The sequence below is a fragment of the Hymenobacter sp. M1-2 genome (assembly GCF_057808495.1).
Map to the genome: position 1 here is coordinate 1 of NZ_JBTYZO010000023.1, position 13612 is coordinate 13612.

The window sequence follows — 13612 nt, forward strand, 5'->3', positions numbered from 1 at the left end:
TTGGATAGCGCGCCGTACTGCCGCCGCTCAAGCGGGCGCTGCCATGAAGTACTTGGCCCATAACTGAGTGCGAAAGTCCAGCCCGGAAAATACACCATCCCTCCCTGGGACTATACACCTAGCTCAAAGCCTATGTTCAATTTAAATTATTTTCCGTGTGGTCTTCCTGCCATAACAGGATATTCTACTGGATTTTTGATGCCAACATAAGCTTACGTTATCTAATATATACTCACCTTCTTTATCGTATCTCATGAAAATATTACGTGGGGTATTGTTTATGTCCCATGTAGGTTTTTCCTGTGATACGGTAAAATAATTAAATTTAAATCATAGTTAATGTGTTGATTTATATTAAATTTCAAAATCATTACCCACTTCACGAATATCGTCATTGGGGTGTGTTTTACACAGCATTATGAAGTGATTTAATTCTTCATTGTAATTCAACGCTTTATAAAGCTCTGCAATTCTTCTGTAATTCCAATCATCATCATTAAAATAGATCTTTACAATATCCTTCAGTTTCAATTCCAACCATTCTTCATCTTTATAATAAGTCAGTATGTCTCTAGCTAAAGGTACTGCTGTCAGATCGCCCTCTATGGCAGCATCGATAATTTCTGGGAGTAATGCATTTACTACAGCTGAATTAGGTTTAGTTTCGTGTAAAAGCCGTAAAGCAGTATCCTTGTCTATAGGAACTGTCAGAGCCAATTTTATATCTGGGATTACTTCTTCTGCCTTCTGCAAGAAGTCGTATCTTCTGGAAAAGAAATCGTATTCCGCTTGACGGAGACGCAGCCATTCATTTGAGTATGACATTTTCTTAGACTTTTCCTCCTTTAACCCAAGGTAGATTTTGAAATAATTCCTGAAACTCGGAATGGGGCATATCACGCGTCGGGTATATTGTATGATGTCCTATAGATCTAGGGCCACCTATATCTTTCCCATCTGCTCTTATGCCAAGCCCTTCTGGTAATTGAGTGTCTTTCGGTAAAGTATGATAGTGGCCACTCAAGCCGGATGCCTCTGGATTTGTAGTAGTTAATGCACCACTAGGCCATTGATGGTTTGCTTGTAATTTAACGTTTCCATTAGCATCAATATCCTTACCTGCTCTATGTGCACGAGGTTGGCTAGCATTTCCAAACGCATGTACATCGGTGGGCACAACCTTCTCACAGGCAAGTCCAAATGGGTCAACTAGGCTTGTTGTGCTACCAACATAGTTATACAGTGATATGCCACCACACAATCGGATAGGATCTTGGCTTACATATTGCCCGGCCTCAGGATCGTAATAGCGGAATCGGTTGTAATAAAGGCCCGTTTCTGCGTCTTCGTACTGGCCTTGGTAGCGAAACGGACAAGCAGTAGCTTCTCCCTCTTGCTTACGCACACGCCCGTAAGAATTGAGTTCAGCAGCCCAGGCGAGCTGCCCGTGCTGGTTGTGCATCTCGATGGGCGTACCGAGATGGTCGGTCAGAATACTGTAGTGCTCCTGGCCCTGTAACTTGCCGAGTGGCGCAAACGAGTCTTCTTCAAAAAGCCACGTTACCACGTCATCTACATTGTGGGCGCCAACTTCTAGCTGCGTCTGCTCGTGCAAGGGTTTGTTGCCGTCCCATATCCAGCGCGTGACTCTGCCGCGGTACGACTTGCTCACCCGCCGGCCCAGGGCATCATACGTGAAGCATCCGGCAATTTGTTAATATTCTTGTCGAAAAGCCAGTACTCATTTTCCTCATGAGATAAGCTTAACATTCTTCCACTGTCGAGATTAAATAAATAAAACTCCCTGACTTCATTCGTTATTAAGTGATCAATAAAATTCCTCATATCTACGACCGTCATACTAATCCAGAATTTCCAATACATTTTATCCGATCTAAATAGTATTCTCTCACAATTAAATTTTATAGCAAATTTTAAAATCCATTTGACCAGCTCTTTATCCTTTTCTAGAGTAGGTAATATTGCGTCTGGCTTGATATTGTATTTAATAATCTTATTAACACTTTCGTAAACTATCTCAGGGACGCCATCTTGATTCAATAGTTCTATTTGTTCCACAAACGACAAACCAGAAGCATATTTCTCTGCTTCTTTGTATTTTATTCTTTCTAAGATGGCTTCATTCATACCGGCAAGGATGATTTTATTTACTTCTTGCGCTTAGGAACCTCATAATCAATATGATGATCACCATCTTTGTCAACTATCTTACCGTATCTATTTTCTTTAAAATCGTATGTTTTGGGATCACTACCTTGCTTGGGCATACCAGCATGTGCATGCGGTTGTCTGATTGGATCATTAGTATGCTCTACCACAACTCGCTTATGCCCATTAGCATCTCTATATTCATAAAAACGGCCATGGTGCGATGGATCTTCTGAATAATTATAATTCTTCATACCACGGCGCTTTGGATCATTTCCTACCTGCCATTGCGTTTCTGGTTGCTGTGAACGAGGAATGCCTGCTCTATCTTTAGCTTGATTAAGCGCTTGTCTTCTATTTAATGGCGGGCAGTTACCACTGAGCCCGAATTCATCAACCCAAGTTGTAGGATCTTGTACATACGCGTATAGCGCCTCACCACCTATGAGGCGGACAGGATCTTGGCTCACGTATTGCCCGGCCTCAGGATCGTAATAGCGGAATCGGTTGTAATAAAGGCCCGTTTCTGCGTCTTCGTACTGGCCTTGGTAGCGAAACGGACAAGCAGTAGCTTCTCCCTCTTGCTTACGCACACGCCCGTAAGAATTGAGTTCAGCAGCCCAGGCGAGCTGCCCGTGCTGGTTGTGCATCTCGATGGGCGTACCGAGATGGTCGGTCAGAATACTGTAGTGCTCCTGGCCCTGTAACTTGCCGAGTGGCGCAAACGAGTCTTCTTCAAAAAGCCACGTTACCACGTCATCTACATTGTGGGCGCCAACTTCTAGCTGCGTCTGCTCGTGCAAGGGTTTGTTGCCGTCCCATATCCAGCGCGTGACTCTGCCGCGGTACGACTTGCTCACCCGCCGGCCCAGGGCATCATACGTGAAACGTACTACGCCCCCATCTGGCCGCACCACCTCGGCTAACTGGCCCGCTGCATTCCAAGTGTAGCGCCACTCTTCCTCATGGCTGGTTATCTTTTTGCTCAGATTGCCAGCCGCGTCATATTCGTAACGCGTGCCGTTGGCCTCCAGCAGTTGCCCAGCCGGGCCATAGCGCCGGTCTTGCCGGTCGGTTGTTCGGAAGAGGTTGCCTACGGCATCGGGCAGACGCAGTTCTCGCGTACCGTCCCCGAAGGTGGTAGTGGCTAGGTTGCCCCAGTCATCGTGTTCGAAACGCGCGCCGCCGTGGCGGCTGTCGTGGATGTGGGTGAGTCGGTCGCCTTCTTGCCAGCCGTAGCTACGGGTACGTTCTGGCTGGCGGCCTACTCCAACCGTAATACGTTGCTCGATGGGTCGTCCTAGCGTATCCCGCTTCCAGCGAGCCTGCACGCCACCACTTAGGTTCCGTTGCAGTTCCAGTCCTTGCGCGTCCCGTTCGAACAAAGCTTGCCAGCTACCTGCACGTACTTGCTCCACCGCGCCGCGGGCATCGTGGCGGTAGTTGATGTTGGCGCCTAAAGAAGATGTAAGTCCAATGCGATTTCCTAAACCATCGTACTCACTACTTACGCTATCGTTGTTCTGCTGTTCATTCAAGATGGCACCTAGCACATCGCGCTTGAATTGCACGGCCATTGTATCGTTGCTTGCTTCGAGCAATTCTCCATCGGCACGGTAGCGATAGGTTTCTTTGCTGCCATCGCCGTAGACAATTTCCGTGACGCGGCCGGCGCGGTCGTAGGTATAGCGCGTGCGCTGGCCCGTCGGTAACGTCAGCTCGGCTACGCGCCCGCCTACGTCGCGCTGGTAGCGGCGGGTGAGGCCGTCAAAGCCCACTTCTGTTATTACATCGCCTTCGGCATCGAGTTCGAAACGGTAAGCTAGACCATGCTCATTGACCATGGCGCGCAGGCGTTCCTCCGTATCATATAGAAACTCAACGGCCGTGCCCGCTTCGTTACGACGGATCAAACGGCCTAGACCACGGTAGGCGTACTGTACGTCGTGGTGACGGTCCTGGGCGCGGGTTACGCGGCCGAGCGCGTCGTAGCTGAAGCGGCGCACGTTGCCATCGGGCTCGTGCACCGTTGTAACGCGGCTGAGCAGATCATGCTCCCGCCACTGCACGTTGCCGCGGGGGTCGGTGGCTTTATGGACGCGGCCCCATTGGTCGTAGAGCCAGCGGCTGCGTTGGCCGTCGGCGGTTTGCACCTCACTTACGTTACCTTGCGCATCGTGGGCGATGGTAGTAGCACGGCCGGTTGCCTGGTCGATGATCCTGGCCAGCCGACTATTGATATACGCGTAACGAACGGTACGGCCAGTAGGGTCGGTGCGCTGAGTTAGTTGGCCAGTATCGTTGTAGGCCCATTGCCACTGGCCCCCTACCGTATTGGTGAGCTGCGCGAGGCGATTTTGCTCATCGTAGATTCGTTGCAAGGTAGCTCCATCGGCAAACTCGGTGCGCAGGCAGTTGCCCCGCTCATCGTATTCGTAGCGGGTTTCGTTGCCGAGCGGGTTAGTCTCGCTCACTACCTCCATGTACTCGTTGTACTCGGTGAGCGTGAGGCCGCCACGGGCGTCGAACAAGCGCGTGACCACTCCTAGATCGGGGTCATACTCGTAGATGCGTTGCGCGCCTACGGAATCTACCACTATGGTTTGGTGGGCTTCCAGGTTGTAACTCAGCTGGCAGGCATAAATACCTTCGTCGCCCCAAGTGCGCGTACAACGCGAGGCCAGGGACGAACCGTCGTATTCATAGTAAAAGCTGACGCCATTTTTGTACGTCGCCTGCTGCAAGAGCCAACCTTTGTAACGGAACTGCCAGGCTTGGCCCAATGCATCGGCCGCCGATAACAGCCGGCTTTTCTGGTCGTAGGTGTAACGCACCAAATCCACTGAGCCGCGCGGGTCGGTGGGGTGTGGCGCCCGGATAGCCAGCAGGTGACCATCGGCATCGTGTTCTACGACGAGTGTACGGCCCGCGCTATCGACGATACTCGCCAAGTAGCCCTGAGAAGAGTATTCAAACGTAATGGCAGCCGCGTTGGCTTCGTCAGAAAGGCGAGTTAGCTTGTAGGAGTCGGTAGTATCGCAATAGGCAAAGCTGTGAGTAATGCCTTGCGCATCGTCGTAACTGTAGTCGCCGATGGGCTGGCGGGTGAGCGTTATTTTCTCATCCCGTAAAAAGATGGACTCCCCTAATGCCAGAGCTTCAGCACCGGTATAGCGGCCGTCGCTGAGACGCAGTAATACGAACTCATCGTCAACAAATATTTCTTCGTCGTAGGTATGGTGCCAGCCGCGCCCGAGTGCGCCATCGTGGGCCGAAGTGGAATACCACACCCGGTCCCATACCAGAGGCAGTGGACCGGCTAGCTCGAAATCTGTGCCTTCGTTGATGACTTTGCCCGTTGCCACGTCTACTGGCTCACCCACCCGGCCGCACTTCGCCTGCGTAGCCCGGTTGCCTAAGCAGGCCTTCTCGAAGCGGTCCTCCATCTTTTTGGCAAAGGGGGAGTTTAGGGCTCTTTTTCCTAGGCTTGATTTTGCCAGCCGCTGAATGAGCTTGCCCCCCAGCTTCTGCACGACGTAATTTTTAACCGCCTCCACCAGCACCTCTCCTACAATAGCTAGGCCCACTTCCTTGCTGGGGTCGCGGGCAAACTTGGTGGCACCTTTGGCCACGGCCGCGCCGGTGGCTAACACGGTACTGGCCGTCATCATGTACCCAGCCCCAGTCATCATGGCGGCGCCGAGCGGAGCACCAACCCCGGTAGCAACTAGCAGCGCTCCGCCAATACCCAACGCGACTCCACCCCAAAACGCCCACCCTGATGCCTCCTCGGCCGCTTCGGCGGCTTCATCTATTTTATCGAGTTGCTGGTCGAGGGCTACGGCCGCATCGGCCGCGGCTTTGTTGAGGTGAATGGCAATTTTGCCTCCTACGCCGCACATGCACTTACTGGTATCGAGCAAGGGTCGAGCACCCAAGGTTGTAACACCCGTGTCAGCTACTCGCTCCCACATAATAGGAGCCGGTACGCAGGGAGTGCGCGTGACCTGGCACACGCCGAAGGGCAAAATATTCGCCATCGGGATGCGGTCGGCCTCATTGGCGATTTGCGCATCGTAGAGCAATACCGGTTTGGGCGTCACCATGAAGCGAGTGGGCATTACGCCTTTGTCGCAGGTGAGAAAAGCCCCGTCCATTACGTATTTGTCACCAGTGGCCATAAGCGTAGAGAAGTAGTAATGACGAAAACGACAGTCTTAGTTGCCGCGGAGGCAGGTCATTCAGCGAGTTGCAAATGATGCCGCAACTCATTACGGTAGATTCCAGGCACCTCTACCAGTAAGTGCTGCTCGGCATGGTGCAACCAACCGGTAGCTGCTTCAACGTGGTAGTCTTCAGTGCAAGCAGCCGTCAGATTTACTTTCAGCAAAGGATTGTCAGCCATCGTACGGAACATGCGGCGCAAGTCATCGTCGCGAAAGGCAACTTCGTTGAGCGTGCCAACCAGATGCAAGTGAAGCAGATCGGTAGCGGGAGCGTTGGGCGGTTGTAGCGTGGTAGTGGTGAGAAGTGGTAGTTCTATGTGGTTGATAAATTGCTCCAATACTCGCCGCCCATGCACAGGTGTCTCGGGTGTGTAACCATATCCATAGATACCTGCCAGCAACACGCCATGCACGCCTTTAGAGCGCAACGATTTTTCGAATATTCCCGGTGCGGCAACACTTTGTCCAAAGGCATCGAAGAAAGCCGGTGAGTAGTAGTTTTTATATTTACTCATCACGTCTGGCCGGATACGTTGCCAAGTGGCTAGCATGGCCTCCTTGTTTTCGATTTGCTCGAACCGGCCGTAGATGTCAGTTTGAATGATGAGCGAGTTGCTAACCTGGTTAAGGTCGGCCGCTAGCTCGGTGAAAAACGAAGGTTTTTCGGCCTGAAAATCCAGGACGTCTACTTGTAGTATACTTGTGTTGTTGGGCTTTTTCTCCAGCAGCGTGAGCCGCACCGTGGATCGGTAAGTATTTTGGTCTTCGGACTCGTTCATGCGCATGGACGAGGCGGTGACGAAATGATAGGTACGCGGAGCAGCGAGGGTGTGAAGGGCCAGTGGCAGGGACATGCAGACCCGGAATTAATGAATCTTGGTTTTGCCGGAGCTGATATTGGCTTGGCTGCCACCGTTTACATCGAGCGACGAAGTGGCGGAAATTTTCATAGTGTTGCCAGCGGCAATGGTGGTGGCTTTGCCGTTCATATCCACCTTGTCGGTGCCCGTCATAGCAATTTCCTTGGCGTTTTTGGTCAGCTTCTGCTTCGCATCAAGCGTAATATTCTCGGCCGTAAGCGTAATGTTTTTCGTGGCCGTGAGCGTAATGTCGCCGCCGGCCGTGAGGCTAATGGGGCCATTGCTCTTGATGCTGACACTGCCGTCGCCCTTGAAGCCCACTTCGATAGCAGTGCCTTTGTTGTTGGAGTTAGAGATGTTGATGGTCTGCTCACCAGGCTTGTCCATCATTACAAACTTGTTGCCACCGGCCGTCTGAATCCCCTTCATCGAGTTCTTATCGGGCGAATACTTGGCGCCTTGCTTGTTGTTGGCATGGAACATATTGCCCATCACAAACGGCTGCTCGGCCAGCCCGTTTTGGTAGTCTATTAAGACTTGCGAACCAACTTCAGGTTTGAATAATTGGCCTTTGCCGTCGCCACTGTAGGGTGTGAGCAGGCGAATCCAATCGGTTTCGGCCTGCTTAGGGTTGTCGACGGGCCAGTGATAACGCACTTTCAAACGGCCCAACTTCTGCGGGTCTTTGTCGTCAATGACTTCGGCTAACTCGGGCGTACCTTGTGGAGCATCGTAGGTTGGATTGAGTGGGGGCACCTCCAACACGTGCGGTATTCCCTTGAACTCATTGCTGTAGTTACCGGCCTCATCAATGAAGTGCGTGATTTCGAGAACCCGATATTTGCCAAAGCTTTCGGGGGTGAGGTGCTCTGTCCCAATTCCTTCGCCGCTCACATTAAGTACACTACCCAAGTGAATATTAGGATTGTCGCTGTAGCCGTACAGCGTGACGAGGCCAGCCCCAGCATGGGCACGAAGCAGCTTGGCTTCCTCATCCAACTGACTGTTGCCTTCAATAAAGGTTTCGGCCGTGGTGTGCGACTCATCTGGGAACAAACTCTCTGCCTGGGTTAAGGCAAACCCGCCAAAAGGATGGTTTTGCAGGCTAGGCAGTGCTTGGCTGCTAGTGCTGCTACGGAAATGCTCGTGCTTCTGATAGTTATACTCATACAATTTAGCTTTAGTGGGCAGCAAGGTCATGCCGAAGCTAAAGCTGTTGTATTCCCCATCAGCCTCAAAATTAATTTCTTCGCTAGCCGCGGGCGTCCCTAGCTGTAGTGCCTCGCCGTCGTAGTAGAACCACTCGCCATATTCAGCGGCTAGCCGGCTCAGGAACTCAAAGTTGGTTTCGCGGTACTGTACTACGTAAGGCAGTGGCGCTTTGTGTTGAGGATTTATTTTGCGAGCCAGTAGGTTGGCCGGGTAAGGCTGGAGCACTTCATTGAAAATGGCGTCCAACGTTTTGGCTACGAAAGTGCGCTTTTTGGAGCCGCTGGCTAGCATATAGCACGGGCTGTAGCCGCGGGCTACTACACTACCGGCAAAGTCGTTGTCCTTACCTGCCTCTAAGTGCGTTACTACACCCTTAAATAGAAGATTCTGTCCTTGGTTGAAATGGAAGGAATCGGCCTCAACAGATAGCGAGAGAGGCTTCCCAAGCAGACGCTTGTGGGCCTGCGAAAAGAAAGGCACCTTACTTCCCTCCACCCTATCAAAGGGTACCACCACCTGAAATTCGTGATGGGAAAAAAGGGTTTGGGTGAGGGAGATCTGCTTGATGTCAGCAGAAGGAGCCAGCGCGGAGCCAGCGCACTGCACTGTGGAGGTAACCTGACGACTCATAAAACTGAGCTAAGTTTAGAAAATTTTGGACACTCACTAACGATGCCCAACTATATTCCGGGCATTCAGTAAACTTAGGAGAAATCCGGAAACTTGTGCTCCGCAGAACCATTATTTTGCATAGCCTTACGTACATTTCCGCATTACTGTTCTTTTTACTAGCTCCTTTACATCTTTATGCCTACTCCTACTCAACCAGCGCGTCGCCAACCACCCGTTAGCAACCGGAACCAAGCTCTACGTCCTACGGGAACTCCTTCTCAGCGTAAACCTGTGAGTAGTCGAGCCGCAGTAGCGCAACAAGGTAAACCTAAGCCAACTACTCCTGCCCGGCCCGTGAGCCAGCGCGCCCAAGCTAGCACTCCGGGAGTAGGGCGACAGATGCTGAATGTGGGTATGAGAGCGGCTAAAGCCTATGGCGAGTATACTGTTGGGTTTTACGAAGGTGTAGGAAACTCTGTGAAGAGCACTTGGAGCTTCGTAACACGCGATGCTTGGCAAGCCAAGACATGGACCGAAATGGGTACCACTGTAGTAGCACTGAGCTTAATGAGCGGACCAACTGGCGCCTTTACTGGTCGGGCTAATGCTCAGTTTTTGGATAAGCATCTAGGTACCAAATTCGCACCGCGCCAGGTACAAATCGTGGTAGCTCTCGACCAGACGGTTCGGGATATGCCAAACTGGAAGGCCCGTCAATGGGGTAAAGTGGTAGGTCGTTTGGCAGGTGATATTCTCACAACTAAGGGAGCAGGCGCAGCAGCTAAGGTGGCTGTAGGAGGAGTCATGACAGCGACGCGTGCGACAGCCACAGTGGCGGAAGGATCTGCTTTATTTCATTCCACTGCGAGAGCCGGAGCAGCAGAAAACATTCTTAAGGGTATTGATCCTAGATTTTTCAATCAGAGTTCCCGCTTTGGAGGAGCTTTTTATACTGCCACCAACCCTTCTACTACGGTTGCAGAATTAGCGCACCATGGTGCGAGCCGCGTAGCAACCATACAGTACACGCTAGGACCAGGTAGCCGCTTTTTAAATCTTACAAGTCCAGTGGGGAGGTTGAGTACGCGTTATATACCCAAGGTAATGAGTCGTTATGCAAAGCTTACCAATAAAAATGGAATAGTTGCTCACTCACTACGGTTAGACGGAGGCGTTAACGTAGTGATACTAGAAGATTTTTCCATGCTACAGAACGGCACTATTGTTCACCCATAAAGCACATTAGCACTTGACACATGAGCCAGACAGTCGAAGTAGGTGTAGAAGTAATTCCGGTTTTGGGGTTATCGAAAAAGGCGTATGTCAAATTACCCGAGTCGGCTTACGGAGAGTTGTTGATTTATAACAACGACATCCCTATTTTTTATTTATACATATTCGATGAAATTTATTCTGAGGTACTAGAGCAGCTTAAAAATTCAGCAATAACTCTCTCTGATTTAACAGAAAAGTCTTTTAAGAAAAACGGCTTACCTTATTCAATCAACCAAAGTTTATTTGGAATAAAACTTTCTCCTTACCCCGAGAAAATATATTTAGAAAAATATCCTGTCAATTATTTGCAAAACTCCCTACAGAAATAAATTTATTTCACACAATCGCTAGAATATCTTCTAGAAATATAGCTCAATATGTAAGTGAATTACCATTGAAAAATATCAAATTAAGTCAGCTGTATAAATAGGAGCTTTCCATTTTATTCTATATCGCCTAGAAAACGCGACAGGTACGGCGCGGTACGGCTGGTTTTGGCTTTGGCTACCTTGGCGGGCGGGCCGGCGGCTACTACTCGGCCACCTTCGTCGCCGGCGCCCGGGCCCATGTCGAGCACCCAATCGGAGCTGGCTACTACGCGCATGTCGTGCTCTACTACAATGACGGTGTTGCCGGCTTCTACCAGGCCATTGAGCTGGGTTAGGAGCTTTTCTACGTCGGCGGGGTGCAGGCCGGTGGTGGGCTCGTCGAGGATGTAGAGGGAGTTGCCACGCTGAGCCTTTTGCAGCTCCGTGGCCAACTTGATGCGTTGCGCTTCGCCCCCGCTTAGCTCCGTGGCAGGCTGGCCGAGGCGCAGGTAGCCCAGGCCTACTTCGCGCAGCACCGTAAGGGCCCGCTGTACGGTCGGCTCCTCGGCAAAGAACTCCCAGGCGGCATCGACGGTGAGGCTTAGCACTTCCGCAATGTTCTTGTCGCGGTAGGTGACTTCGAGGGTTTTGGCGTTGTAGCGCGCGCCATGGCACACGGGACACGGAGCGTATACGCTCGGCAAGAACAACAGCTCCACCATTACGAAACCTTCGCCCTGACAATTTTCGCAGCGGCCTTTGGCCACATTGAAGGAGAAGCGGCCGGCGTCGTAGCGGCGCTTGCGGGCGGCGGGCGTGGCGGCGAATAGCCGGCGCACATGGTCGAAGAGGCCGGTGTAGGTGGCCATGTTGGAGCGCGGCGTGCGGCCAATGGGCTTTTGATCCACGAGCACCAGCCGTTTGACGTGCTCCATACCGCTGGCAATCTGGCCGGTTTTCAAGGAAGAATTAGGGATGAGGAGTGAGGAATTATCGTCGGTCGATTCTTCATTCCTCATTCCTAATTCCTCATTCTCCATCCCTAGTTCCTCGGCCACCAGTTCCACCAATACCTGGCTTACGAGGCTGGACTTGCCGGAGCCCGACACGCCCGTAACGGTAGTAAGCACGCCCAGCGGGAAGTCAACAGCAAGATCTTGAAGGTTGTTGCGCGACACGCCGGCCAAACGCAGCCAGCCTTTGGGGGCACGTGAGGCGCGGGCAGCTACCTCGGTGGCTTCAAACAAGTAGCGCCGCGTTTGTGAAGCGGCTACGTCGGTCAGGCCAGCGGGCGGGCCGCTGTAGAGCACTTCGCCTCCCTCCTGCCCTGCCGCCGGCCCCACGTCCACGAGCCAGTCGGCCTGCCGTACGACATCTAGGTTGTGCTCGACCACGAACAGCGAATTGCCGGCCTGCTTCAGACTAGCCAGCGCGGCCAGCAGGGCCTCAGTATCGGAAGGGTGCAGCCCCGCCGAGGGCTCATCGAGCACGTACACCACGCCAAACAGGTTAGAATAGAGCTGCGTGGCGAGCCGCAGCCGTTGCAGCTCGCCCGGCGACAACGTGGGCGTGCTTCGTTCCAGCGACAGGTAGCCGAGGCCCAGGTCCAATAGCACGGCCAGGCGGGCACACAAGTCGGCGGCGATGCGCTGGGCTACAATAGCCTGTTCCGGGTGAGCCGCGTCCTGTTTTTTGCGCCCCGCTACGGTGCCTTTCGCGTGCGGTTGCAGCAGCGCCGCCACCCGCTTCAGCGGCAGCCCCGACAGCTCGGCAATATCGAGCCCGGCAAACGTGACGCTCAGCGACTCTGGCCGCAGACGCTTGCCGTGGCAGAGTGGGCATTCGGTGCTGAGCATGTATTGAAGGGCCCGTTTTTTCATGAGCGGGCTCTGCGTGTTAGCGAAGGTGTGAAGCACGTGTCGCCGGGCGCTGCTGAAGGTGCCCATGTAGTTGGGCGGTTCTTGGCGCTGGAGAGCCCGTTGCGTTTCGGCGGGCGAATAGCCGGGGTAGACGGGCACCACGGGCTGCTCCTCGGTGAAGAGAATCCAGTCGCGCTGCTGCTGCGGGAGTTCCTGCCAGGGTCGGTCTACATCGTAACCGAGCGTCACGAGGATGTCGCGCTGGTTTTGGCCGCCCCAGGCTTGCGGCCAAGCCGCCACGGCCCGCTCCCGAATCGTGAGAGTAGGGTCAGGCACCATGGATTGCTCCGTGACTTCGTAGATGCGGCCCAGCCCGTGGCAGGTGGGGCAGGCGCCTTCGGGGGTGTTGGGAGAAAAGGCTTCGGCATAGATGATGCCCTGGACCGCCGGGTAGTCGCCGGCCCGCGAGTACAGCATCCGCACCAAGTTGGAGAGCGTCGTGACGCTGCCCACCGAGGAGCGGGTGGTAGGCGTGCCGCGCTGCTGCTGCAAGGCCACGGCGGGAGGCAACCCCTCAATGGCGTCTACCTCGGGCACAGCCATCTGGTGAAATAGTCGCCGCGCGTACGGCGAAACCGACTCCAGGTAGCGCCGCTGCGCCTCGGCGTAGAGCGTCCCAAACGCTAGACTCGATTTGCCCGAACCCGAAACACCCGTAAACACTACCAGCGCATCGCGCGGAATGGTGAGGTCTACGTTTTTGAGGTTGTGCTCCCGCGCGCCGCGTACGCGCACGAAGCCGGTGAAATCCTGAGCAGCAGTTGGGGCAGTGGGTTTCGGCATGTGTTGGCAGTCTGGTGGGAGAAGAGTCGATAATAGAGTAGGTACGCATACGTAGTTGACACGATGAAATCTAGCTACCGGCTAAAACGGAGTGGTTTTATGGGTTAGGCATGGCAGTCAGGGCGAAGAGGAGTAGCGCGAAAATCTGTTTCGCGACGAGCCGCAGGCAAGTTCCTGCGCGGTGGCGCAAGCGGCGCGGTACTATATACTCGTTTGGCTCGTGCACGGAACGGATATCCGCCCTACAC

General features: G+C 53.1%; 9 protein-coding genes. 2 read left to right on the plus strand and 7 right to left on the minus strand.

The features are described from left to right. Positions 1–354: 354 nt before the first annotated feature. Genes ACYSMN_RS19770 through ACYSMN_RS19795 form a run of 6 tightly spaced genes read right to left on the minus strand, consistent with a single transcriptional unit; the run spans position 355 to position 9097 of the window. Positions 355–825, minus strand: coding sequence for a hypothetical protein (locus tag ACYSMN_RS19770; RefSeq protein ID WP_488925637.1), 471 nt, complete (start codon positions 823–825; stop codon positions 355–357). A gap of 4 nt (positions 826–829) precedes the next feature. Further along, positions 830–1672 carry an RHS repeat domain-containing protein gene (locus tag ACYSMN_RS19775; protein WP_488925638.1) on the minus strand — a complete coding sequence of 281 codons (843 nt, stop codon included), beginning with the start codon at positions 1670–1672 and terminating at the stop codon, positions 830–832. Beyond that, positions 1669–2148 (minus strand): hypothetical protein, encoded by a 480-nt coding sequence (locus ACYSMN_RS19780; protein ID WP_488925639.1) that lies wholly within the window; start codon positions 2146–2148, stop codon positions 1669–1671. The genes ACYSMN_RS19775 and ACYSMN_RS19780 overlap by 4 nt, the downstream gene beginning before the upstream one ends. Before the next feature lie 20 nt (positions 2149–2168). Then, on the minus strand, positions 2169–6350 hold the full coding sequence (locus ACYSMN_RS19785; RefSeq protein WP_488925640.1) for an RHS repeat-associated core domain-containing protein: 4182 nt from the start codon (positions 6348–6350) through the stop codon (positions 2169–2171). A gap of 56 nt (positions 6351–6406) precedes the next feature. After that, complete coding sequence (locus ACYSMN_RS19790) at positions 6407–7249, minus strand: hypothetical protein (protein WP_488925641.1); 843 nt, start codon at positions 7247–7249, stop codon at positions 6407–6409. 12 nt (positions 7250–7261) lie between these two features. After that, positions 7262–9097 carry a type VI secretion system Vgr family protein gene (locus ACYSMN_RS19795; protein WP_488925642.1) on the minus strand — a complete coding sequence of 612 codons (1836 nt, stop codon included), beginning with the start codon at positions 9095–9097 and terminating at the stop codon, positions 7262–7264. Between the two features lie 336 nt (positions 9098–9433). On the opposite strand from ACYSMN_RS19795, the gene ACYSMN_RS19800 reads away from it, so the two are divergent. Beyond that, a complete protein-coding gene (locus tag ACYSMN_RS19800; RefSeq protein ID WP_488925643.1) occupies positions 9434–10315 on the plus strand; it encodes an RES family NAD+ phosphorylase in 882 nt (293 codons plus the stop codon). A 20-nt stretch (positions 10316–10335) separates the two neighbouring features. After that, a complete protein-coding gene (locus tag ACYSMN_RS19805) occupies positions 10336–10683 on the plus strand; it encodes a hypothetical protein (RefSeq protein ID WP_488925644.1) in 348 nt (115 codons plus the stop codon). Positions 10684–10796: 113 nt separating this feature from the next. Here the strand turns inward: ACYSMN_RS19805 and uvrA are convergent, their stop codons facing one another. Next, positions 10797–13364, minus strand: coding sequence for an excinuclease ABC subunit UvrA (uvrA, locus tag ACYSMN_RS19810; RefSeq protein ID WP_488925645.1), 2568 nt, complete (start codon positions 13362–13364; stop codon positions 10797–10799). Positions 13365–13612: the final 248 nt, after the last annotated feature.